This window comes from Hymenobacter polaris (assembly GCF_012927305.1).
Classification (GTDB): domain Bacteria; phylum Bacteroidota; class Bacteroidia; order Cytophagales; family Hymenobacteraceae; genus Hymenobacter; species Hymenobacter polaris.
The window spans coordinates 244,253-266,409 of sequence record NZ_JABBGH010000002.1; the positions used below are offsets into that span (position 1 = coordinate 244,253).

A 22,157-nucleotide genomic window follows, 5' to 3' on the forward strand; every position below is an offset into this window, starting at 1 on the left:
CCCGGTGGCCGCCCCCGGCTGGGGGCGCCCGTGCCGCGCCCGGCCCGGCAGTACGTTCTTTGTTTGCACAATGCTTCCCTAAAAGACTACCTGCCCCTTGCTTCGCTTTTTCAAAAGCTCGCTGCCCGCCCCGCTGTTTGTGCTGCTGCTGCTGGTGCTGGCCCTGCGCCTGCCGCTGCTGTGGGCGGGCCTGCCCACCACGGCCGCCGAGCTGCGCCTGCTGCTGCTGGGCGAGGGCGTGGGAGCCGGCGCCTGGCCCTACCGCGACCTCTACGATAGCACCGCGCCGCTGGCCGCCAGCCTGGGCGGCGTGCTGCAGCTGGCCTGGTCGCGTCCGCTGGCTTTGTACCGCGCCCTGGCCCTAGGGCTGCTGCTCTTCCAGGCCCTGCGCCTCAACACGGTGCTCAACCGCCTCGATGTGCACCCCGAGCGCAGCTACCTGGCGGCCCTCACCTACCTGGTGGTGGGCAGCAGCAGCAGCGAGCTGGATGCGCTGTCGCCGCTGCTGCTGGGCCAAACGTTTATTATCTTGGCTTTGAGCGCGTTGGTGACTACCTCGCGCGAGGGCTACGACAACCGGCGCCTGTTTCGGGCCGGGTTCCTGATTGGGCTGGCGGGCCTTTGCTACCTGCCTTTGGTGCTGTTTGTGGCCCTAGGGCTGTTCGCGGTGGTATTGTTCGCGGCCAACTCGTTTCGCAGCGGCCTGCTGCTGCTGTGCGGGGCGCTGTCGCCAGCGGCCCTCGTGAGCACGGCCTTCCTGTACGTGGGGGCGCTGCCCAATTTCTGGCAGCTGTGCCTGGCCCGCGGCTTCGGTCCCGGCGCCACCCTCGACGGACTGCCGCCGGCCGTGGCCTGGCCGCTGCTGGGCGGTGTGGCCGTGCTGCTGCTGCTGGCCGCGCTGCAGGCCCTAGGCACGGCGATGGGGCTGGTGTTTCAAGCCAAATTCCGGCAGCTGATGCTGGTGTGGCTGCTGGTGGCGCTGGCGGTGCTGGCGGTGGGGCAGGGGCGGGCGCCGGGCTCGCTGGTGCTGCTGCTGGCGCCGCTGGCCTACTTCAGCCTGTTTTTGTGGCAGCGGCGGCCCGGCCGGCCGGGGCTGGTGCCCGAGCTGCTGTGGCTGGCGGTGTTGGCTAGCGTGGTGGTGGTGCGCTACCGGGGGCTGGTGCCGGGCCTGCCGGCTTTGCTGCGCCTGCCCCTCGAAACGGCCGCCGCGCCCCAGCCCGCCCCCGCCTACGCCCGCCTGGCGCCGGGCCGCCCAGTATTGGTGCTGGGCCCCGACCGCCGCATTTACTTGCAGCACTCCGCCGCCCGCCCCTACGTAGACTGGCCCCTAGCGCAGGCCGATTTTGGCCACCTTAACGAGTATGCGGCCCTGGTGCGCATCAACCGCAGCCTGGGGCCGCGCCCGGTGCCCTACCTGCTCGACCAGGCCAACCTGCTGCCGCGCCTGCGCTACCTGCTGCCGGCCGCCTTTGGCCGCTACCAGCCGGTGCCGGGCGTGCCGGGCGCCTATGCTTGGCAGTAAGCAGCGCAAGGGAGTAAGCTGCTAGTTAGAAGCGTACGCAAAATCGGCTGTCATTGCGAGCAATGCGAAGCAATCGCACCAGAACAAGCTGTTTGGGTATCGTTTTGGTGCGATTGCCGCGCCACACTTCGTTGCGCTCGCAATGACGCATAAGTTCTAATTAAGTAAAGAACAGGGCCGCCGCCCCGAGCTAAGTGCGGAGCGGCGGCCCTTGCCGGAAAGTGCGGCATAGCCTTAGCGGCCAGGCTTGCCCTAGGGGGCCTTACATGGGCAGGCCGCCATTGCCGGGGTAATTGCCCGAGCTACTCGAATAGCTGCCGCGCTCGATGGTGGCGGGCGCCGGCTGGTAGGGCGGCGGGGTGCCCGGCTGGCCCGGCAGGCTCATGGGCGGCACCGGCGGGCTGGGCGGGGGCGGACCCTGCTGCTGCCGGTTGGCCAGCTCGGCGTTGAGGGCGGCGGTGCGGTCGCGCTTCACCACGTGGGCAATGTAAATGCTTAGCTCGTAGAGCAGTAAGATGGGAATAGTAACGATAATCTGGGCCGAGATGTCGGGCGGGGTGATAACGGCCGCGATAATCAAAATAACCACGATGGCGTGCTTGCGGTAGAGGCGCATCAGCTCGGGTGTCACGATGCCCGCCTTGGCTAGGAAGAACACTATCATCGGCAGTTCAAATACGAAGGCGCACGAAAGCGTCATCGTGGTGAGCGTGCTGATGTAGCTCTGCAAGTCCATCTGGTTCTGGATGGTGGGGTCAACTGTATAGTTGGCCAGAAACTGGATGCTGAGCGGCGCGGCGATGTAGTAGCCAAAGAGCAGCCCAAACCCAAACAGCAGCGACACGAAAAACACCGCTCCCCGCGAATTCTGGCGCTCGTGCGGGTACAGGCCGGGCTTAATGAAGCGCCACAGCTCCCAGAACAGGTAGGGGAAGGTGAGGCAGAGGCCCGCGATAAACGCCGCCGAGATGTGCAGCGTGAGCTGCCCGCTCATCTCGCGGTTCTGAATGATGAAATTAATCTGGTTTTCGCACGGTTCAGTGGAGCCGAAGAAGTGCCCCACCTTGCAAAACATCTGGTAGGTCCAGAAGTCGGGCCGCGACGGCCCTAGAATGAGCGTGTGGAACAGGAACTGCTTGTTCAGAAACGCGACCAGCGTGAACACCACCACCGCGATAGCCGCCCGGATGATGTGCCAGCGCAGCTCCTCCAGGTGGTCGATAAAGGACATCTCCGCCCCTTCTTCGCCCTGGGCGGCGGCGCGGTTCTGCTGAAATTTTTGCGTGGGAGAAGCCAATGGGGACCGCAGATTAAACTGATTTTAACGGATTGAACGGATGTTTTGTGGTTCGGCCAACTGGGCAGCAAACGGGTTTAATGAACTGCACAAGACTTTCTAGAGGCGCTTAAACAAGCGGCACTCCAAAAAATCCGTTCAATCCGTTAAAATCAGTTTAATCTGCGGTTTGAAACAGCGGGTAGCTGGGCAGCCACTCGTTTACCTGGTGGCGCACGGCCAGCAGGCGGGCGGGGTCGGCGTGGTGGGTCAGGGCCTCGTCAATCAACTCCACGATGCGCGCCATGTCGGTTTCCACCAGCCCGCGGGTAGTTACGGCGGCCGAGCCAATCCGGATGCCGCTGGTCACGAAGGGCGACTTATCGTCGAAGGGCACCATGTTTTTGTTGATGGTGATGTCGGCCTGCACCAGGGTGTTCTCGGCCAGCTTGCCGGTCAGCCCCTTCGAGCGCAAGTCAATCAGCATCAGGTGGTTGTCGGTGCCGCCCGAGATAATGTCGTAGCCGCGGTTCAGAAATTCCTTGGCCAGGGCCTGGGAGTTGCGCTGCACCTGATGGGCGTAGCGCGTGAAACCCTCCCCTAGGGCCTCGCCGAACGCTACGGCCTTGGCGGCAATGACGTGCTCGAGCGGGCCGCCCTGGGTGCCGGGGAACACGGCCGAGTCGAGCAGGGCCGACATGGGGCGGGTTTCGCCCTTAGGCGTCTTCAAGCCGAAGGGATTATCGAAGTCCTGGCCCAGCAGGATGAGGCCGCCGCGAGGGCCGCGCAGGGTTTTGTGGGTGGTGGTGGTTACGATGTGGCAGTGCTCGAACGGGTTGTTGAGCAAGCCCTTGGCAATGAGGCCGGCGGGGTGCGAGATGTCGGCCAGCAGCAGGGCGCCCACCTCGTCGGCGGCGCGGCGCAGGGCGGCGTAGTTCCAGTCGCGCGAGTAGGCCGAGGCCCCGCAGATAATAAGCTTGGGGCGCTCGCGGCGGGCAGTGTCCACCACCTTGTCCCAGTCGATGAGGCCGGTTTCCTTCTCCACCCCGTAGAAGCTGGGCTGGTAGAGCTTGCCCGAGAAGTTGACCGGCGAGCCGTGGGTGAGGTGGCCGCCGTGGCTGAGGTCGAACCCTAGGATTTTGTCGCCGGGCTGCAGGCAGGCCAGCATCACGGCGGCGTTGGCCTGGGCGCCTGAGTGGGGCTGCACGTTGGCCCAGGACACCCCAAATAGCTCCTTGATGCGGTCGATGGCCAGCTGCTCTACCTGGTCAACCACCTCGCAGCCACCGTAGTAGCGCTTGCCGGGCAGGCCCTCGGCGTACTTATTGGTGAGCACCGAGCCCTGGGCCGCCATTACCTGGTCCGAGACGTAGTTTTCGGAGGCAATCAGCTCCAGGCCGTGGGTTTGGCGCTGGCGCTCCTGGGCAATGAGGTCGAACACGGCCGTATCGCGCACGGCGGCGGGGGCGGTAGTGGGGGCAGTGGCTTGCATAGCCCAAAAGTACGACTGCGGAAGAAGGTAGCAGAAAAGTACCCTAGCAGATAGCCAGATGAAGGCAACACGAGTCACCTGGCCTGTACTTTCGCCAAGAAGTCCGCCTATACTTAATCAATCCAATGCGAATGGTTGCTACTTTATTTCGTAGCCGGGCACGGCTTACCCTAGGGCTATTGTTGCTCGCCACCGCTTGCTCCAAGGATAAAGCAACTCCGGCGCCGGCCAACAGCTGGCAGGTGGATGGACAGGCGCAGCAGGCCGCGAAAGTGACGGTGGAGGTTGGCACTCCCGCGATGAACGCGGGTATGCTGACCATCCATATCTGGCAGGATATCAGCAACGCTAACTCGACTGGCTCGGCGGTGGCCGTTTACTTGTTTGTGCCAAACCGGGTGGGTACGTACAGCCTGACCGCTGCTAGCACCAGCGCGAGTGCCGGCTACTCCGACTACGTAAGCCCCGGCGCGGGCAGCAACTTGTATGAGGCAACGAGCGGGTCGGTTACCATCACGGCCCTGACCAGCAATTCCGTAACCGGCACATTCACCTTCACGGCGGCGGAGGTATTTACCCCCCAGCACACCAGGCAGATTACCAACGGGCAGTTTAGTACCACGTTCTAGCAGGCGAGCCCAGGAATTGGCGAAAGCTCGCAGCCTCATTTTTTGGCAATGGGGTAGGGCTCCTCGCGGTTCTCGGCCAGGTGCAGCTGCCAGGTGTCGAGGTTGAGGGCGGCGAGGTGGCGTAGCTCGGGGTTGTGGCGGTACACGCAGCCGCAGTCGAGCCCTAGGGCCTCGGCGTGGGCGCGGGCGCCGGCTTGCACCTGGGCTACAGGCGTGGGCACGTGGCCGTGCAGCAGGCGCTTGCCCGCCAGTCGTGAGGCGTCGAACACGAACTCCTTGGTGTAGAGCATACTGTGCTCATCGTGGCGCAGCTCGGCGGGCGGCAGGGCGAAGTTGAAACCGGCGTGCACCAGCACAAAATCGGGCAGCTCCAGCGTGAGGGGCAGGGCTTGCATCCAAGCCACATAGTGGGCCGGTATGTCGGCCGGCTGCGCCACGCCGAAGCTGCCCAGCACCAGCTCGCGCTCGGCCGCAGCCTTCCACATATCGTTGGCATTGGGCTGCCCGGCGATGGTGTCGAGCAGCTCTTTTTCGTGGTTGCCCTTCAGGCAGTGCACCCGGTAGCCCGCGGCTTGCAACTGCATGAGGTAGTCGAGCACGCCGCGGCTGTCGGGGCCCTTGTTCACATAGTCGCCCAGCAGGTAGAGGGTGTCGTCGGGGCGCAGGCGCAGCTCGCCTTCCACTAGGTAGCGGAAGGTGCGCAGGCAGCCGTGCAGGTCGGTGGCGGCAAAGCGGCGGGGCATGAGTGGTATTAAAAAAGGCGAACGAATGAGATACGGGCCGTACCTGCCCTAGGGCCTTGCTACGCATAAAAGCCCCGCCTGGCAGTATGCCAGGCGGGGCTTTCGATACTCAGGCAAAGCGAATTAGTAGCTGCCTTTGCCGTTGTCGGGCTTGTTGTAGCCACGGTTAGGGTGGCGCACGCCAGCATCCTCGGCCTCATCCTCCAAGCGCTCTTGGGTTGCCTCATCGCGCTCCAGGTTGGGCAAGGCGTCGCCTTTGTGCACTTCGGGCAGGCCGGGAGTATTTTTCTCGGCGGCGGCGAGCTGGTTTTTTTTCTCGTGGTGGGTAGCCATAATGGGGAGGGCTTAGCGGTTGGGGTGGGTATGGGGGGCGTCCTGGGCTTCGTCGCGCAGGCGCTTTTCTTCAGCTTCGGTGCGCTCGGGCGAATTGTCTTCGCCGGTGCCCGCGGGCTTGCTCGCTACGTTGGGGCCGCCCTGGTGCGATTCGCCCTGCTTGCCACTGTGTTTGTCTGCCATGATGGAAAAGGAGTGAGTAGTGCTTAACGTTTAGTGATTGATAAAAAATTGACCATCAATTACTAAACGTTAGGTACTGAGTTAAAAGCCTTGTTGAATAGCCGAGTCCGAAGCGCCGGGGTCGGTTAGCTCAGCGTTGGTATCGGTGCCCGTGATGGGCTTGAGGGGCTTGGGCGCCATCTGGCCCATGCCCACGTGCGAGTCGGCGTCGAGCATTTCGTCGGGGCCTTTGCGTAGGTCATCAGCCTCTAGCTCGTCTACTGGGCCGCGCTGGGGGCGGCGGCCATCGTCGTCGCGCTCGTCGTCGGGGCTGGGCAGGTCCTGGTCGCGGCGCTGGTCGGCGCCCTCGTCGGCGGTTACCATGTTGTCGCCGGGTTGGTGGGTGTCGCTGTTCGAATTCATGGCCAGGGCCGTTTCGCCCTCGCCGTTCACCGTGCCGAAGCCTTCCTTGCCGTCGCGGTTGCCGTAGCCGCCGCGGGCTTTCTCGTTCTTGGGCGGGTCGGCATTGGGAATGCGCAGGCCAGCGGCAAATTCCTGCTCGGTCGTGTCGTCGTTGATGACGCGGATGGGACGGTTGTTAGGGTCAACAGACATAGGTGGTCGAGGCTAAGTAAGTAGAGGGGTTTACTTGGGTTTAGCATTTTTGGTTGTTCAACGATTGACCCCACCCCCCGGCCCCCTCCCCTTCGGGAGAGGGGGAGCTACGGCGCAAGTTTATCGTAGATAGTCGTCAGGCTCCCCCTCTCCCGAAGGGGAGGGGGGCCGGGGGGTGGGGTTTCCGCCTGGTGTACCTTTGCCCTTATGCCCGAAGCCGCTGCCCTTACCCTCGTGCCCACGCCCATCGGCAACCTCGAAGACATCACCCTGCGGGCCATTCGGGTGCTGGGCGAGGTCGATACCATCTTGTGCGAGGACACCCGCACCAGCGGCCGGCTGCTGCAACACCTCGACATCAAGAAGCCCCAGCTGGCCTACCACTTGCACAACGAGCACCAGCAGGTGCCGCGCCTGCTCGAGCGCCTGGCCAAGGGCGAGCGCATGGCCCTGGTGAGCGACGCCGGCACGCCCGGCATCTCCGACCCCGGCTTTTTGCTGGTGCGCGAATGCCTGGCGCGCGGCCTGGCCGTGGAGTGCCTGCCGGGGCCCACGGCCTTCGTGCCGGCGCTGCTCAAGTCGGGCTTCGGGGCCGAGCGATTTTCGTTCGAGGGGTTTTTGCCCGTCAAAAAAGGCCGCCAGACTCGCTTGCTGGAGCTGGCCCGCGAAACCCGGACGCTGATTTTCTACGAGTCGCCCCACCGCATTGTGAAGACGCTGGGGCAGCTGGCGGAGGTGTTTGGACCCGAGCGCCCGGCCAGCGTCAGCCGCGAGCTGACCAAGCTGTTTGAAGAAACCCTGACGGCCCCGCTGGGTGAGCTGGCCGCCGCCCTAGGGGCCCGCCCGGCCATTAAGGGCGAAATTGTACTGGTTGTAAAAGGTGCTGAACATGAGCGAACTGAGCGCAGCAAATACGTCTCCCGCGCCGACGAGGCCGACGAGCCAGCCGACACCGACGACGGCGATGCCGACGATGACCCCGATGCCTAGCAGTCCGCTGGCCCGCCTGGGGCAGTCGCCGCCGCTGCTGGCGCTGCTGGGCGCGGTGCTGCTGTGGGCGGCCTGGCCGGTGCACGAGCCGCCGCTCACGCTGTTGCTGTTCGTAGGCTGGGTGCCGTATTTGCGCCTCGAGCAGGTGCTGACCCGGCAGGGCGCCCGGCGCGGGCGCGTGTTTGCCAATACCTACCTGTTTCTATTCCTGTGGAACGCCTTTACCACCTGGTGGGTGAGCTACAGCACCCTAGGGGGCGGTATTGCGGCGGTAGTGCTCAATGCGGCGCTCATGTGCCTGCCGCTCATGGCCTTCCGGCGCACCAAGGAGCGGTTTGGCCCTCGGGTGGGCTACCTGTCGCTGCCCGTGTATTGGATTGCCTTCGAGCAGCTGCACCTGCACTGGGACCTGAGCTGGCCCTGGCTGACGCTAGGCAACGGTTTTGCCAACGCGCCCGAGTGGGTGCAGTGGTACGAGTACACCGGCTTTTTGGGGGGCTCGGTGTGGGTGCTGGCGGTGAACCTGCTGATATTCTGGGCCGGCTGGGGGCGCCAGGGCGTACCCTTTTGGCAATTCAATGGCCCTAGGCGCTGGCGCTGGGTGCTGCCAATGACGGCCATCTGGTTGCCGATAACGGTGTCCCACGCCATCAACCGCAGCTTTCAAGAGCGAGGCTCACCGCTGGAAGTGGTAGTGGTGCAGCCCAACATCGACCCCTACGGCGGCAAGTTTCCCGATAAGCCCGGCTTTATTCCGTACGAGCAGCAGCTGACGATGCTGCTCCAGCGCACCGAAGCGGCCATTACACCCCAAACGCGGCTGGTGCTGTGGCCCGAAACCTGCCTCGACGAAACGTTCTTCGAAGCCAGCTTCGCGCAAACGCCGCAGGTGGCCCGCATCCGGCAAGAGCTGCTAGCCCGTCACCCCGGCTTGAGCTTGCTGACGGGCATCACCAGTGTGGAGCGCTACTCTGACGCCGTCCGCGTCACCTCTACTGCCCGCTACCGCGACGACCTGGGGTTCTACGATGTCTTTAACACCGCCGCTTTCTTCGCCGATGCCAGCGCCGCCCCGCAGCTCTACCACAAAAGCCGGCTGGTGCCGGGCGTGGAGAAGATTCCGCCCGTGCTCAGCAAAGTGCTTAGCAACATCGACCTAGGGGGCGTGGTAGGCTCCTACGGCTCGCAGGACGAGCGCACCGTATTTGCCGCCCCAGCTGCTGCGCCGGCCCTGCGCCTGGCCCCACTCATCTGCTACGAGAGCATCTACGGCGACTTCGTGGCCGAGTACGTGCACAACGGCGCCACCTTGCTAGGCCTCATCACCAACGACGGCTGGTGGAGCGACTCGCCCGGCTTCCGGCAGCACCTGCGCTACGGCGCCCTGCGCTGCATCGAAACCCGCCGCGACCTCGCCCGCTCGGCCAACACCGGCATCTCGGGCTTCATCAACCAGCGCGGCACCATCTCGCACCGCACCGGCTGGTGGGTGGGCGCCGCCAGCCGCGCCACCGTGCACCTCAATACCGAGCAGACTTTCTACGTGCGCCACGGCGAGCTTATCGGTCGCGGCACCCAGGTTCTAGCCGTGCTGGGGCTGCTAGGCGTGGTGGTGGCCGGGGTGCTAGGGCGCCAAACGCGAGTAAAAAACTAAAATAGAACGTCATGCTGAGCTTGCCGAAGCATCTCTACCGAACAGTGATGCGCGGTAGAGATGCTTCGGCAAGCTCAGCATGACGTTCTGTTAATTAATCTGACCTAAAAAACGAAAACCCTCATGACCCCCGACCTCCTGCACCTCTCCCAGTCCGTAGCCGACCTCTGCCGCCGCGCCGGGGCCTTCATCCGCGAGCAGGTGAGCGGCTTCGACCAATCGAAAATCGTGACTAAAGGCCTGCACGACCTAGTTTCCTACGTGGATAAGGAGTCGGAGAAGATGCTCGTGGAAGGCTTGCAGCAGCTTTTTCCCGAGGCTGGCTTCGTAACGGAGGAAGGCACCGTAGTCAACTCTGACGCCAGCGTGGAGTACCGCTGGATAATCGACCCGCTCGACGGCACCACCAACTTCCTGCACGGCCTGCCCTGCTTCGCGGTGAGCGTGGCGCTGGCCCGCGGCAACCGCCCGGTGCTGGGCGTGGTGTACGAGGTGAGCCGCGACGAGTGCTTCCGCGCCGCCGAGGGCCTAGGGGCCTTCCTCAACGACAAGCCCATCCGGGTGAGCCAGGCCACCAGCATCGAGGATACGCTCATTGCCACCGGCTTGCCGTTCTACAAATTCAACCACCTGGACGCCTACATGGCCATCCTGGCCGAGTTTGCGCAGCACTCGCGCGGCATCCGGCGCTGGGGCTCGGCCGCTACCGACCTGGCCTACGTGGCCTGCGGGCGCTTCGACAGCTACTTCGAGTTCAACATCAACGCCTACGACGTGGCCGCCGGCATCCTGCTGGTGCGCGAGGCGGGCGGGCAGGTAACGCAGTGGCTGGAGGACGGCGACCCGGTATTCAACCGCGAAACCCTGGCCACCAACGGCCACGTGCACCAGCAGATGCAAGCCGTGATGCAACAGCATTGGCAGTCAGGGTTTCAGTGGTAGCTTGGGGCGTCCTTAACCCACGCTTCATGAAAACTTTGCTATCCCTAGGGCTGGCCGCGCTGCTAGCCAGCCCTGCCCTTGCCCAAACCCAGCTAACGGGTGATATCGCCGGCATGGGCACCCGCACGGCCGAGTATCACTACACTCGCCAAGGCAAAGTCTCCACCGATACAATTCGGGTGGTGAATGGCCACTTTGCGCAATCCATTCCCGCGACCGACGACGGCATGGGCAACATCATCTTTAGTGAGGCGTCGGGGGGCTATCATTCTCAGCAATTTTGGGTTGAGCCGGGCAAGGTGCATATTCAAGGCACGGCGCAGCAGCTCGGCCAGCTCGATATAACCGGCACGCCCGAGAACAACGCGTTGAGCGCTTACAACCGCACCGTGGAGTGGAAAGACTACAGCAAGTCGCCTAAACCAGCCGTTGCTTACCAGTCGCAGCAAGCGCAGGATGCTCGCCAGTTCATCAAGGCGCACCCGGCCGTGCGCACCAGCGCCCTCCTACTCAGCAGGCAAATGCACGACCGACCTGATTATCCGGTAGCCGAGTACGAAAAGCTGCTGCAAGGCCTCACGCCTGCCGTGCGCCAAAGCTGGTATGGACAGCAGGCTGCCGAGCGCGTCGCCGTTCTTCGCAACCAGCCCACGGTAGGTAAGCCGGTGGCCAATTTCAGCATGGCCGACACGGCGGGCGTCCAGCATTCGCTGGTTACCTACCGCGGCAAGTACGTATTGCTCGATTTCTGGGGGCATTGGTGCCATCCGTGCATAGAGGCTATGCCGAAGGTCAACGCCCTGCACCGGCAATATGCCGACAAGCTGACTATTATCGGTATTGCGCTGGAAGGCTCCAGCAGCGCGCTGCTATGGAAAAAGGCTATCCGCCAGCACCAGGTGCCGGGCCTGCAGCTCTCGGAGCTTAAGGGCACGGATAGCCCGGTTATTACCGGCTATAATATCAATGCCTTTCCAACCTATATGCTGCTCGACCCGCAAGGCAAGCTGGTAGCGCAGGCTAATGATGTAGACGATATTACCAAGAAACTGGCAGCCTTAGGTAGCTTGTAGCCACTCGCTGGCCCTAGGGCAAACTTTCCGCCTACCTGCGTCGTTTTGCTTTTATTATGGACGTTCAGCTGCTTATCATTCTTGCCCTGTGCGCCGCCGCCGCCTTTTACCTGGGCCGGCGGGTGTGGCAGCAGTTTACCGCTAAAAACCAGGCTGGCTGCGCCAAGGGCTGCGGCGGGGCCTGCGGGGCCGCCCTCGACGTAGACGCTTTGCAGCGCACTATAGAGGCGCGCAAAAGCCACGCCTGAGTTACTCGGTAAATTCATTTCGCCTGCATAACCCGCACCCGCCCCGGCCTCGTATAGCCGGGGCGGCCTGCTTTTGGCCCCTAGCCCCACCACCCACGCAAACCACCTTTTGCCATGCAGGACAAAGAAGAAATGACCTCCCTCGTGACGGTCGAGAAAAAGCTCAATAGCCAAGGCTACACCAAGGATTTTGTGGTGAAGGATGGCCGCTTGGCCACCATGGACGAGCAAAGCGCTGCCACCTACAGCCCCGAGGAAACAACCATCGTTGACTACTTCCGCTTTGAAGGCGAAAGCAGCCCCGACGATACGTCCATTCTCTACGCCATTGAAACCGCCGATGGCACCAAGGGCACCATCTCCTCAGCCTACGGCGCCTACGCCGACCAGGACGTAGACCAGTTCATCCTGCAAGTAGAGTCGCTGGGTAAAAACTTAATGAAGGGCAAGAAATAGACCACTGATTAGCGCGGATTTTAGCGGATTTCACGGATTTTGTGAACGATTCGCAACACCTAAAAAGGCCACCCAACTGGGTGGCCTTTTCTAATTTAGCCTATATCCCTTATAACCGTACGGGCCAGACGAGGGCCCCCGGGCCGTCCACAAAATCCGTGAAATCCGTTAAAATCCGCGCTAATCAGTGGTCTAGCCCCACACGCGGGTGCCCTCGGTGCAGTTGCGGCACATCTCAATTTGGTCGCGGCCTTTGAGGAGCGCCTGGCGGAAGCCCTGGTACTTGCGGCCGTGCCAGAGGGCGCGGAAGGTTTCGTGCTGGGCGTCGCCCAGGCGATACTCGGCGTCTTTGTCAAAGCAGCAGGGCACTACCTTGCCATCCCAAGTGACGACGCAGGCGTGCCACATTTTCCAGCAGCCGTTCACCAGCTTATTTTTCAGGCGGTACGTGCCGTTGCCGTTGTTGGCGTAGCGCGAGTAGTAGTCGATGGTGGGAATGAGCGGCGAGCCCTGCTGGTAGTCGTAAATCTGCGCGGTCTTAAACCACACGTCATCCACCCCTAGGGCTTGGGCCAGGGCTTTGGCATCTTCCAGCTGGTGCTCGTTGGGGCGCACCACCAAGAACTGGAAAATAATGCGCGGGGTGCTCTGGCCCAGTTCGTTGCGCCACTTCACCACGTTGCGCGTGCCAGCCAGCACCTTCTCCAGCTTGCCACCCACCCGGTACTGCTGGTACACTTCTTGGGTAGTGCCGTCGAGCGAGATGATGAGCCGGTCCAAGCCGCTTTCCACCGTGCGGCGGGCGTTGTCGTCGGTCAGGAAGTGGGCGTTGGTGCTGGTGGCGGTATAAATGCCCTTGCGGCTGGCGTACTGCACCAGCTCCAGAAACTGCGGGTGCAGATAAGGCTCGCCCTGAAAATAGAAAATCAGGTACCAGAGCCGACTGGCCAACTCGTCGATGGTTTGCTTGAACAGCGCTGGTGGCAGCATGCCAGTGGGCCGCGTGAAGGAGCGCAGGCCGCTCGGGCATTCGGGGCAGCGCAGGTTGCAACTGGTAGTGGGCTCGAAGGCCAGCGCCACCGGCAGGCCCCAGGCGCGGGCCCGGCCCGTGAGGCGGCTCAGGGCGTAGCTGGCCACCACCTGCCCGGCATTGAGCACCCGCCTAGGGGTAGCTTTGCGCAAAAAAGAGAGGCCGTCGCGAAGGGTAGAGCGCATACGCAAAGAAAGCCGAGCGGCCCCGAAAGGTTTGGGCCAAGTAAGCGCGCTCTCTACCATAAAACGTCATGCTGAGCGCAGCCGAAGCGTCTTTACCGCGCTGTATAGTTCGGTAGAGATGCTTCGGCAAGCTCAGCATGACGTTTTATGGTAGAGAGCGCGCTTACTTGGCCCCGCCGCCAGTGCCCGGCATTTGGGCTAGGGCTGACGTAAAGAGGGCGGCTTTGCCAAAGGAGGAGTTGATTTCGTCGACGGCGGCGCGGCTGCTCAGGCGCTTGGGCTTGGGGTTGAGGATGGTGCCGTCCTCGCCGAGCAGCATGTAGGTGGGTACGTCGTGCAGGTTGTAGGCCTGGGCCACGGCCGAGCGGAAGCCCCCTAGGGCCCGCACCTGCACGCCCGGCAGCCGCTTCACCAGCACCAGCTGGCGCCAGGGTATCTCTAGTTCATCCAGCGCCACGTTCACAAACACGATGTTCTTACCCTCAAAGCGCTTGTTCAGGTCCTGGGCATAGGCCAAATCGCGCAAGCACAGGCCGTTGGTCGATTTCCAGAAGTTCAAATAAACCAGCTTGCCCTGGAAGCTGCTCAGCTTGATGGTGTCGCCTTGGGCCGAGATAAGCTTGAAATCGGGCGCTTGGGCGCCGATGGCCAGCGCCTTGTGCTGGTCAAAGTCGCTTTCCAGCGTGCCCACGAAGCGGTGCTTACTGTCGAGCAGGCGGAAGTCGGCCAGCATGGCTTCCGACTGGCGCACGTGCCCAAACCGGAACGACTCCTGCAAGATGCGCCCTAGGGTAACGAGCTTGCTGGAGCCGTTGAGGCGCTTGCTCGCCAGCGCGTAGCACACCGGGTAAAAGTCAGGGTCGGTGCGCAGGTGTTTCTGCTGGGCGGCCAGGTAGTGCACGTAGTTCAGCAAAAACTCCTGAAACTGCTCGTTTTGGGCGGCGGTGGGGTCGTTGAGCAAGCCCGGCTCGCGCAAAAAGCTGTAGTAGTCGGGCGTCATCGTCAGGCGGCCTTCGGTGCTCACTACCTGCTCGCGCAGGTCGGGGAAGGTTAGCCGGTCGTTGGCGTTCGAGTAGGTGATTTCGGCCTTGGCGTAGTTGTAAAAATCGATAGTAAATGACTGCTTGGCGGCGCGGTCCTCCAGAAAGTTGCGCTCGTGCTTGATGCGGTAATCGAGGAAGGAGGTAAAGGGCGTCTCGTAAAGCTGAATATTATCGGGCAGCACTTGGAAGCCGTCGTTCGACACGAACTGCGCGTCGAATTCGGCCAGGTAGGTGTTGGCGTTGGCCATCTGCTGGCGGTGGCGCTGCTCGTCGGTCAGATTGCCGCCGTTGTGGAGCTTGGTAGCGAAACCGGTAGGCACACCGTTGGGCTTGAATCGGACAGTGCCCGCCAGGTCCTCGCTCTTGAAGCGCACGTCGAGGTCAGTGCCGGGGTCGAGGTACAGGTCGGCCACGGCGTCGCCATACACCAGGTCCGCTTTGGTTGAGCCGCTTACGGGTATGCTCAGCCGAAAATCACCCTTCTCATTCACGCGGGCATACGTGATGCGCTCCTGCGCATCAAAGGGACTATCGCGAATCGACACCGCCACCGAGTCGCTGCCCGAACCCGTAACGTGACCCGTAACAATAGCAGTGCCGGCTGCGGGGGCAGTCTGGGCCTGGCTGCCCAGCGCCAGGCCGCCACACAGTACCCCCGTTAGCAAGCAAGTAAACAGTAGCTTCATAAATAGGAATAGAATAGGAGCTAAATCATGCGCGCAGGCCGGCTAAGAAAGCACCAGCTACGCTAACTAGATTTCGTAATAAAAGCCAATTGCTGGTCCGAAGATAAAGCACGTTTGGCATTCGCTCCCAACTACCCTAATTATTATTAATTAGCTTGAAATTACCTCGCAGAAGCACTTTTTACCTATTCGCATAGTCCAGCTACATTTAAATTTGCAGTACCCTATTTTATATTGTTTTTATCCAAAAATATTCTGCAAAACCTCTTCTAATCGGCCTAGGGCTTGCACACGCATCCCAGGGCGCTTGGCCAAATCTTTTCCGTTGAACTGCGACACGTACATCTCGCGGAAGCCCAGCTTTTCGGCTTCGGCCAGGCGCTGGTCGAGGCGCGGCACAGCGCGCATTTCGCCGCTCAGGCCCACCTCGGCGGCCAAGCACACATCGCCCGGAATGGGCACATCGTTGAGGCTGCTCACTACGGCCGCGCATACGGCCGCGTCGAGGGCCGGGTCGTCGAGGCGCAGGCCCCCCGCGATGTTCAGAAACACGTCGTGCTGGCCCAGGCGCAGGCCGGCGCGCTTCTCCAGCACCGCCAGCAGCATTTGCAGGCGCTTGGCGTCGAAGCCGGTGCTGCTGCGCTGGGGCGTGCCGTAGGTGGCGGGCGTCACCAGGGCCTGTACCTCCACCAGTAGCGGACGGTTGCCCTCCAAAGTGGCCCCAATAGCCATGCCGCTGAGGCTTTCGGCGCGCTGCGAAAGCAGAATTTCGGAGGGGTTGCTCACCTGGCGCAAGCCCGTGCCCTGCATCTCGTAGATGCCCAGCTCGGAGGTGCTGCCGAAGCGGTTTTTGATGGTGCGCAGAATACGGTAGCTCAGGTGCCGGTCGCCCTCAAACTGCAGCACCGTGTCCACCATGTGCTCCAGAATTTTGGGCCCCGCGATGCTGCCGTCCTTGGTGATGTGGCCGATGAGCAGCACCGGCACGCTGGTTTCCTTGGCGTACTTGAGCAGTTCGGCGGTGCACTCGCGCACCTGGCTCACCGAGCCCGCGCCGCTTTCCACCAGGGTCGAGTGCATGGTTTGGATGGAGTCGATGACCACCACGTTGGGCTCTACCTGGTCAATCTGCCGGAAGATGTTCTGGGTGTTGGTTTCGGTGAGGATGTAGCAGCCGGGGTGCTGGCCGTCGGCCAGGCGCTCGGCGCGCATCTTTATCTGCGCTTCGCTTTCCTCGCCGCTCACGTAGAGCACGCGCAGGTTTTTGAGGGCTAGGGCTATCTGCAGCATCAGGGTGCTTTTGCCAATGCCCGGCTCGCCGCCGATGAGCACCAGCGAGCCTGGTACCAGGCCGCCACCCAGTACCCGGTTCAGCTCGCCGTCGGGCGTCAGGATGCGCGGCTCTTCTTCGTGCCGGATGTCGGCCAGCGGGCGCGACTTAGCGGCTTTTTGTAGGTTGCCGCCGGGCACGGTGCTGGCGGGCTTCCACTGGCCGGTGGTGGTGGCCGCGGTTTCCTTCTGCACCACTTCTTCCACGTAGGTGTTCCACTCGCCGCACGAGGGGCAGCGCCCAATCCACTTTGCCGACTGCGCCCCGCAGTTCTGGCAGAAAAAAACCGTTCTTGCCTTCGCCATTTTTGCTAAAATTATTCGCAAGAATAAGGCTAAAATAGGCAGAAAAGTTGCCTAGGGGTAGCGGCCGTGCGCCGGGCCTAGTAGGTAGCGGGCGGGCGCCGGCCCGCCCCCGACTGGTGGGTGAGGTCGTCGCCCAGGTCGGCGCGGGCCTGCTCGGCCAAATGCTGCAGCTGCCGCACCACGTCGGGGTACAGGGTTTGCACGTCGTAGGCTTCGGCGGGGTCGTGGGCCAGGTCGTAGAGGGCCTGGGGCACGCTCACGGTGGGTTTCTGGCCGGGGGTGCCGCCCCGGCCGGGCGGCGTTTGGGCGTAGGTTCCCCCTAGGTGGGGCAGCACCAGCTTCCAGCGCTGGTAGCGCACGGCTTGCAGGGCGTTACCGTCGTAGTAGTAATAAAATACCTCGCGCGGGCCCCGCGCCGTTTTTCCTTCTAAATAAGGCAGGAAGCTGACCCCGTCGATTTTTCGTTCGGGCAGCGGGGCGCCGGCTGCTGCCAGCAGAGTGGGCAGCAAGTCCATGTTGGTAAGCAGCTCGCTGCTGATGCCGCCCGCCGCCGCGTGGCCGGGCCAGCGAATGAGGCAGGGCACCCGCACGCCACCCTCAAACGAAACCTGCTTACCCTCGCGCAAGCCGCCACTCGAGCCAGCATGGTCGCCATATGTCAGCCAAGGTCCGTTGTCGCTCGTCACCACGAGCAGGGTGTTGCCAGCCAGTTTACTGGCGTCGAGCGCGTTCAGAATTTCACCCAGCGACCAGTCTAGCTCCATCAGCACGTCGCCAAAGGTGCCTAGGGGGCTTTTACCCTTAAACCGGGCCGACGCGGCCAGCGGCACGTGCGGCATGGCGTGGGCCAGGTACAGGAAAAAGGGCTGCCCGGCCCGGTGCGCCCGGATGTAGCGCACGGCCCGCTCGGTGTAGCGGGTAGTGAGGGTAGCTTGGTCGTTGAGGTTGCGAATGGTGTCTACGGGGGTGTCGCCTTCCAGCAGGGTAAGTACGGGGAAGCGGCTGCGCATATCCTTCGGGTCGGTAACCCGCGAAAAGCCGTCGCGGTCGATGGGCCAGATGTCGTTCGACCACGGCAAACCATAAAAGCTGTCGAAGCCGTAGTGAATGGGCAGGTAGGGCGCCCGGTTGCCCAGGTGCCACTTGCCCAGCATAGCCGTGTGGTAGCCGGCCCGCCGCAGCTGCGCGGCCAGGGTGGCTTCCTGAGGGTTGAGGGCGCGGGTGTCCCAGGGCAGCAGCACGCCCTCCATGCCCACGCGGTTGGGGTAGCAGCCCGTTAGCAGGGCCGCTCGCGAGGCCGTGCACACGGGCTGCCCCGCATTGAAGTGCGTGAAGCGGGTGCCCTCGCGGGCCAGGCGGTTGAAATTGGGCGTTGGCACGCCCGTCATGCCGTAGGGCTCGGTATCGCCGTAGCCCATATCATCCATGTTGATAAGGATGATGTTGGGGCGGGCCAGCCGCGGCGGCGCTGGCCGCGCGGCCAGCCCTAGGCCGGCTAGCAGCAAGCTGGCCACGCCTACGCTCAGCCAGCGCGGCCACGCATAAGAAACGAAATAGCGCATAGGAATAGAACTGCCAGCTGCCCGCCACTGCCCGCTAAATGGCCTCTGGTAACTTCGGCCGCCAATATAAGCCCCCCAGCTGGGCCCTAGTCGGCCACCACCGTGCGCCGGATGCCCAGCTTTTTCATGCGGGCCTCCAGGGTTTTGGGGTTGATGTCGAGCAGCACGGCCGCGCCGCTGGCCCCGCTCACGCGGCCCCCGGTGCGGCGCAGCGCCAGCAAAATATGGTCGCGCTCCTGCTCGCGCAGGGTTTTGAGGGGAGCCGCGTTATCTGGCGTTTCGGGCGCGGCGGGGCCTAGGGCCGGGGCTGGCCCAGCAGCTTCAACTGGGGCCGGCGGCAGCGCCAGTGGCGCCGCCGCTGCCGCAAACCCCCCAAACTCCAGCCAAGGCCCCCGGCTCACGATGATGGCCTGCTCCAGCACGTGCTCCAGCTCGCGGATGTTGCCGGGCCACGAGTAAGCTTGCAGCCGCACCAAATCGGCGGGCCGAATGGCGCGCACCGGGCGGGCCAGGCGCTTGCTGAGGGTGCCCAGGTAGTGCTGCACCAGGGGCGCAATGTCTTCGGTCCGCTCGCGCAGGGGCGCCAGCACAATCGGAAACACGTTGAGCCGGTAGTAGAGGTCGGCCCGGAAGCGGCCGGCGCGCACCTCGTCCTCCAGCACGCGGTTGGTGGCGGCCAGCACCCGCGCATCGGTCTTGAGCACGCGGTTGCCCCCTAGGCGCTCAAATTCTTTTTCTTGTAGCACGCGCAGCAGCTTAGCTTGCAGGTCGAGGGGCAGCTCGCCCACCTCGTCCAAGAAAATAGTGCCGCCGTCGGCCAGCTCAAACTTGCCGATGCGCCGCTCCACGGCCCCCGTAAAGGCGCCCTTCTCGTGGCCAAACAGCTCGCTCTCAATTAGCTGAGCGGGCAGGGCGGCGCAGTTGAGCTTGACAAGGGCCCGGCCGCGGCGGGGCGAGGCCTGGTGCACGGCCCGGGCCACCACCTCCTTGCCGGTGCCGGTTTCGCCGGTTATCAGCACCGTGGCGTCGGTGTCGGCCACCTGCCCAATGCGCTCGCGCACTTGCCGCAAGGCCGGGCTGCTGCCAATGAGCCCATCGGTGGGCCGGTCGGTATTAATCTCGTCAATCAGGTAGGTGCGCTCCTGCTCCACCTGGGCTTTTAGCTCCTCAATCTGCTCGAAGGCAAACAGGTTTTCGAGGGCTAGGGCCACCTGCGGCACCAAGGCTTGCACCGTAGCCAGGTCGGCCGGCCCAAAGCCCGTGGGCTGCGACGAGGCCAGCGTGAGCACCGCCGCCCCGTCGGCCCTTTGCCAGATGGGCACCACCAGCATGGCCCGCACGTGGTGCTCGTCGTAGGCGTAGCGCATGGCGGGGTAGCGCACGGCCAGCGCCCGGTAGTCGTCGCCGGCGTACAGGCCGGGGTGGTTTAGCAGGTCGGCCACTTGGTTGTAGTAGCTCGCCATTTCGCCCTCGCGGCCGGCAAAGCGGTTGGGGTCGAGGGCCAGTAGCGGGGCCCTAGGGTCGTGGTCGGGGCGAGCAAACTCGGCAAAGCCCTCGTAGGTGCCCCGCGCCTCGGCCCGCCGCACCCGGATGCCGAAGTAGTCGAACGCTACCACCTGACGTAGCTCTTCGGCCACGGCCCGAAACAGCGGCTCGCGCTGCTTGATGCTGAGCAGGGCGTTGGTGACGTTAAGCTGCAGCGTACGCTGCTGCTCGCGGCGCGCAACTTCTTCAAATTCAAGCGAGTTATTAACGGCCACGGCCACCAGCGACGCAATTTTCTCAAGCAGAGCCTCGTCGTCGTGGGTATAGCTGGGTAGGCGAGTGGTGGCCAGAATAAGGTAGCCTGTGAGGCGGCCATTCAGCCAGAGTGGCACCATCGTCATATATTGAATGCCTTGGCGCAGCAGCCGCTGAAACGGCTCAAAATCGGCGTAGTGCCGCACGTATTCGCTGAGCGCGATGTGCTGAATGCGCGGGTCAGCCAGCAGCTGCTCAACCGGCGAGCCGGCGATGGGCGTAAACTGGTCGGCGCCGGGTGGCGGCGGCTCGGGCGAAGGTACGGTAGTGTAGTCCTTGAAAAACAAACGCTTGTGCAGTAATTCCTTGTCGAAGACGTTGATGCCCATCATCTCAAAGGAAAAAATCAGGCGCAGCTTGCGGGCGATAATTTGAAAAAGCTGGTCCTTCTCCCGAATGGTCGTGATGGCCTCGTTGAGGTGCAGCAGCAGCGTCTCGTCTTGGTTGGTAGCAGGCATTGAGCAAAGAGTATGGCCTAGGAAGTAAGACGCGGTAGCCGGTTAGATGTTTTAAGTAAATTCCTTTTATTTAAGGAAATTCTTGCTTTTTGCAGTGTACTACGCGGAGTGCCTTACTTTAAGTTAAAATACTGATAGCTAATTTTATAAGGCATTAAGAAACACTAATAAATTCATTGGCACAACATTCGGTAAGCTGCTGGCACACTACTACGCCATTCGGCTTATGTTATCACGAAATCAACTGGCTAGCCTGGGTTTGTTCTGCGGCGCGGCCCTGCTAGCTCGTCCGGCGCTGGCCCAAAACCAGCCGAGCGTTCCGGCCGCCAACCAGGCCATCGGGCTGGTAAGCGACTCGCTGACCCTAGGAGGCACCGTGCAGGCAGTGCTCGACGCCAACCCCGGCGTTACCAACCTCACCGAGCTGGCCAACGCGGCCAACAGCCGCCTCTCGCAAACGCAAGCTGGGTTTCTCCCCCAGATAACGGGTTCGGCCACTTACACGCGCATCGACCCGGTATCGCAGTTTCAGATAGCGCCGGGCACCGAGTCGCTGGCTTTCGCGCCCAACAACAACTTCGACGCGCACCTAACGGCGCAGTACGAGCTGTACGACTTTGGCAAGCGGGCGGCGTCCACCAATTTGTCGCGCTCGCAGGTGCAAACTGCTCAGGACAACATCGTAGTGGCCCGCCGCGACCTAGCCTTCAGCGCCGCGCAGGCGTACTACAATATTCTGTTTGCCCGCGAAAGCATTCGGGTGCAAGACCAGCAGATTGCCTCGCTGGTGGCCCACCGCAACGAAATGCAAAAGCGCGTGGACGCCGGCGTGAGCACCAAGTTTGACGTGACGACCACCGACGTGCGCATCACGCAGGCCCAAAACCAGAAGCTGGAGCTGCAAAACCAGTTGCAGAACCAGCAGGTGCAGCTGGCCCGCCTGCTGCATAAGCCCCAGCAGGCCGACGTGCCGGTGCGGGGCCGCCTCAGCTACGAGCCGCAGGCCGTGAACCTGGAAAGCGAACTTGCCAAAGCCGCCACCAACCGGCCCGAGGCCAAGCTGGCCAAAGACGCCGAAGTGAGCGCCGACCTGCAAAGCAAGCTTACCGCCAAAAGCAACCTGCCCGTGCTGGGCGTGGGCGTGCAGGCGGGCGGCAAAAACGGCTACCTCATTCCGGGCGTGCCGCCCGCCGAGGCCCTGCAGCGGATACGCTTCAACACGGTGGGCGTGGCCCAACTAAGCCTGCCCATCTACGATGGGGGCAAAAACCGCAAGCAGCGCGTGGAAGCTGCCGCCAACTACCGCGCCGCCCAGGCCCGCACCCAGGATACGCAAGAGCAAATTCGGGCTGATGTGCGCCAAGCGGTCAACAACATGCAGTTTAGCCAGGCCCGCTACGACAACGCCCAGCAGCAGGTAGCCCAGGCCACCGACGCCCTGGAGCGCGCCCGCGGCCGCTACCGCTACGGCGTGGGCCAAAACCTGGACGTGCTCGATGCCGAAACCCAGCTGGCGCAAGCCCGCCTGGCCCGCGCCCAGGCCATGTACAACTACACCCTAGGGCAGTACCAGCTACGCCGCGCCACCGGCGAGCAGATTTGGCAATAAGTTGAAAATGTGAA

20 protein-coding genes are annotated in these 22,157 nt (G+C 63.0%); 9 read left to right on the top strand and 11 right to left on the bottom strand.

Features of this window, described 5'->3' with window-relative positions; all coding sequences use genetic code 11:
• Positions 1-97: 97 nt before the first annotated feature.
• Entirely contained in the window at positions 98-1,522 is a 1,425-nt protein-coding gene (locus HHL22_RS11450; RefSeq protein WP_169531387.1) for a hypothetical protein, read from the top strand.
• 262 nt (positions 1,523-1,784) lie between these two features.
• Here the strand turns inward: HHL22_RS11450 and tatC are convergent, their stop codons facing one another.
• Together tatC and HHL22_RS11460 are read right to left on the bottom strand one after the other, a co-directional pair.
• Positions 1,785-2,819, bottom strand: a complete 1,035-nt coding sequence (gene tatC / locus HHL22_RS11455) for a twin-arginine translocase subunit TatC (RefSeq protein WP_317172650.1) — start codon at positions 2,817-2,819, stop codon at positions 1,785-1,787.
• A gap of 157 nt (positions 2,820-2,976) precedes the next feature.
• A complete protein-coding gene (locus HHL22_RS11460) occupies positions 2,977-4,290 on the bottom strand; it encodes a serine hydroxymethyltransferase (protein ID WP_169531389.1) in 1,314 nt (437 codons plus the stop codon).
• A 179-nt stretch (positions 4,291-4,469) separates the two neighbouring features.
• Here HHL22_RS11460 and HHL22_RS11465 point away from each other — a divergent pair, with 179 nt between their 5' ends.
• Entirely contained in the window at positions 4,470-4,919 is a 450-nt protein-coding gene (locus HHL22_RS11465; RefSeq protein ID WP_169531391.1) for a DUF6252 family protein, read from the top strand.
• A gap of 35 nt (positions 4,920-4,954) precedes the next feature.
• Here HHL22_RS11465 and HHL22_RS11470 read toward each other — a convergent pair whose 3' ends face one another.
• The 4 genes from HHL22_RS11470 to HHL22_RS11485 form a co-directional block, all read right to left on the bottom strand.
• Complete coding sequence (locus tag HHL22_RS11470) at positions 4,955-5,662, bottom strand: metallophosphoesterase (protein ID WP_169531392.1); 708 nt, start codon at positions 5,660-5,662, stop codon at positions 4,955-4,957.
• Positions 5,663-5,785: 123 nt separating this feature from the next.
• Complete coding sequence (locus HHL22_RS11475) at positions 5,786-5,995, bottom strand: hypothetical protein (protein WP_169531394.1); 210 nt, start codon at positions 5,993-5,995, stop codon at positions 5,786-5,788.
• 12 nt (positions 5,996-6,007) lie between these two features.
• Positions 6,008-6,178 (bottom strand): hypothetical protein, encoded by a 171-nt coding sequence (locus tag HHL22_RS11480; protein ID WP_169531395.1) that lies wholly within the window; start codon positions 6,176-6,178, stop codon positions 6,008-6,010.
• Between the two features lie 81 nt (positions 6,179-6,259).
• Entirely contained in the window at positions 6,260-6,772 is a 513-nt protein-coding gene (locus HHL22_RS11485) for a hypothetical protein (RefSeq protein WP_169531396.1), read from the bottom strand.
• A gap of 207 nt (positions 6,773-6,979) precedes the next feature.
• Here HHL22_RS11485 and rsmI point away from each other — a divergent pair, with 207 nt between their 5' ends.
• From rsmI to HHL22_RS11515, 6 genes are all read left to right on the top strand, one after another.
• A complete protein-coding gene (rsmI, locus tag HHL22_RS11490; RefSeq protein WP_169531398.1) occupies positions 6,980-7,762 on the top strand; it encodes a 16S rRNA (cytidine(1402)-2'-O)-methyltransferase in 783 nt (260 codons plus the stop codon).
• A complete protein-coding gene (gene lnt / locus HHL22_RS11495) occupies positions 7,746-9,416 on the top strand; it encodes an apolipoprotein N-acyltransferase (RefSeq protein WP_241738088.1) in 1,671 nt (556 codons plus the stop codon). The genes rsmI and lnt overlap by 17 nt, the downstream gene beginning before the upstream one ends.
• A gap of 123 nt (positions 9,417-9,539) precedes the next feature.
• Positions 9,540-10,358 carry an inositol monophosphatase family protein gene (locus HHL22_RS11500; RefSeq protein WP_169531400.1) on the top strand — a complete coding sequence of 273 codons (819 nt, stop codon included), beginning with the start codon at positions 9,540-9,542 and terminating at the stop codon, positions 10,356-10,358.
• A gap of 26 nt (positions 10,359-10,384) precedes the next feature.
• Positions 10,385-11,431: a TlpA disulfide reductase family protein gene (locus HHL22_RS11505; RefSeq protein ID WP_169531402.1), complete on the top strand. Its 1,047-nt coding sequence runs from the start codon at positions 10,385-10,387 to the stop codon at positions 11,429-11,431.
• Between the two features lie 56 nt (positions 11,432-11,487).
• Complete coding sequence (locus HHL22_RS11510) at positions 11,488-11,679, top strand: FeoB-associated Cys-rich membrane protein (RefSeq protein ID WP_169531403.1); 192 nt, start codon at positions 11,488-11,490, stop codon at positions 11,677-11,679.
• Positions 11,680-11,793: 114 nt separating this feature from the next.
• Positions 11,794-12,135 carry a hypothetical protein gene (locus HHL22_RS11515; RefSeq protein WP_169531405.1) on the top strand — a complete coding sequence of 114 codons (342 nt, stop codon included), beginning with the start codon at positions 11,794-11,796 and terminating at the stop codon, positions 12,133-12,135.
• A gap of 192 nt (positions 12,136-12,327) precedes the next feature.
• On the opposite strand, the gene HHL22_RS11520 is transcribed toward HHL22_RS11515, so the two are convergent.
• From HHL22_RS11520 to HHL22_RS11540, 5 genes are all read right to left on the bottom strand, one after another.
• Positions 12,328-13,350, bottom strand: coding sequence for an SPASM domain-containing protein (locus HHL22_RS11520; protein ID WP_169531407.1), 1,023 nt, complete (start codon positions 13,348-13,350; stop codon positions 12,328-12,330).
• 163 nt (positions 13,351-13,513) lie between these two features.
• Entirely contained in the window at positions 13,514-15,079 is a 1,566-nt protein-coding gene (locus tag HHL22_RS11525) for a TlpA family protein disulfide reductase (RefSeq protein WP_169531409.1), read from the bottom strand.
• Positions 15,080-15,319: 240 nt separating this feature from the next.
• Positions 15,320-16,714, bottom strand: a complete 1,395-nt coding sequence (gene radA / locus HHL22_RS11530; RefSeq protein ID WP_169531412.1) for a DNA repair protein RadA — start codon at positions 16,712-16,714, stop codon at positions 15,320-15,322.
• 77 nt (positions 16,715-16,791) lie between these two features.
• Positions 16,792-18,276: a sulfatase family protein gene (locus HHL22_RS11535; protein WP_169531414.1), complete on the bottom strand. Its 1,485-nt coding sequence runs from the start codon at positions 18,274-18,276 to the stop codon at positions 16,792-16,794.
• 86 nt (positions 18,277-18,362) lie between these two features.
• Positions 18,363-20,534 (bottom strand): sigma-54-dependent Fis family transcriptional regulator, encoded by a 2,172-nt coding sequence (locus HHL22_RS11540; RefSeq protein ID WP_169531415.1) that lies wholly within the window; start codon positions 20,532-20,534, stop codon positions 18,363-18,365.
• Positions 20,535-20,760: 226 nt separating this feature from the next.
• Here HHL22_RS11540 and HHL22_RS11545 point away from each other — a divergent pair, with 226 nt between their 5' ends.
• Complete coding sequence (locus HHL22_RS11545; protein WP_169531417.1) at positions 20,761-22,143, top strand: TolC family protein; 1,383 nt, start codon at positions 20,761-20,763, stop codon at positions 22,141-22,143.
• Positions 22,144-22,157: the final 14 nt, after the last annotated feature.

Coding starts and splice junctions, on each gene's coding strand:
- HHL22_RS11460 (WP_169531389.1), bottom strand. CDS start 4,290: ATGCAAGCCACTGCCCCCACTACCGCCCCCGCCGCCGTGCGCGATACG.
- HHL22_RS11470 (WP_169531392.1), bottom strand. CDS start 5,662: ATGCCCCGCCGCTTTGCCGCCACCGACCTGCACGGCTGCCTGCGCACC.
- HHL22_RS11475 (WP_169531394.1), bottom strand. CDS start 5,995: ATGGCTACCCACCACGAGAAAAAAAACCAGCTCGCCGCCGCCGAGAAA.
- HHL22_RS11480 (WP_169531395.1), bottom strand. CDS start 6,178: ATGGCAGACAAACACAGTGGCAAGCAGGGCGAATCGCACCAGGGCGGC.
- HHL22_RS11485 (WP_169531396.1), bottom strand. CDS start 6,772: ATGTCTGTTGACCCTAACAACCGTCCCATCCGCGTCATCAACGACGAC.
- rsmI (WP_169531398.1), top strand. CDS start 6,980: ATGCCCGAAGCCGCTGCCCTTACCCTCGTGCCCACGCCCATCGGCAAC.
- lnt (WP_241738088.1), top strand. CDS start 7,746: ATGACCCCGATGCCTAGCAGTCCGCTGGCCCGCCTGGGGCAGTCGCCG.
- HHL22_RS11500 (WP_169531400.1), top strand. CDS start 9,540: ATGACCCCCGACCTCCTGCACCTCTCCCAGTCCGTAGCCGACCTCTGC.
- HHL22_RS11505 (WP_169531402.1), top strand. CDS start 10,385: ATGAAAACTTTGCTATCCCTAGGGCTGGCCGCGCTGCTAGCCAGCCCT.
- HHL22_RS11510 (WP_169531403.1), top strand. CDS start 11,488: ATGGACGTTCAGCTGCTTATCATTCTTGCCCTGTGCGCCGCCGCCGCC.
- HHL22_RS11515 (WP_169531405.1), top strand. CDS start 11,794: ATGCAGGACAAAGAAGAAATGACCTCCCTCGTGACGGTCGAGAAAAAG.
- HHL22_RS11520 (WP_169531407.1), bottom strand. CDS start 13,350: ATGCGCTCTACCCTTCGCGACGGCCTCTCTTTTTTGCGCAAAGCTACC.
- HHL22_RS11525 (WP_169531409.1), bottom strand. CDS start 15,079: ATGAAGCTACTGTTTACTTGCTTGCTAACGGGGGTACTGTGTGGCGGC.
- radA (WP_169531412.1), bottom strand. CDS start 16,714: ATGGCGAAGGCAAGAACGGTTTTTTTCTGCCAGAACTGCGGGGCGCAG.
- HHL22_RS11535 (WP_169531414.1), bottom strand. CDS start 18,276: ATGCGCTATTTCGTTTCTTATGCGTGGCCGCGCTGGCTGAGCGTAGGC.
- HHL22_RS11540 (WP_169531415.1), bottom strand. CDS start 20,534: ATGCCTGCTACCAACCAAGACGAGACGCTGCTGCTGCACCTCAACGAG.
- HHL22_RS11545 (WP_169531417.1), top strand. CDS start 20,761: ATGTTATCACGAAATCAACTGGCTAGCCTGGGTTTGTTCTGCGGCGCG.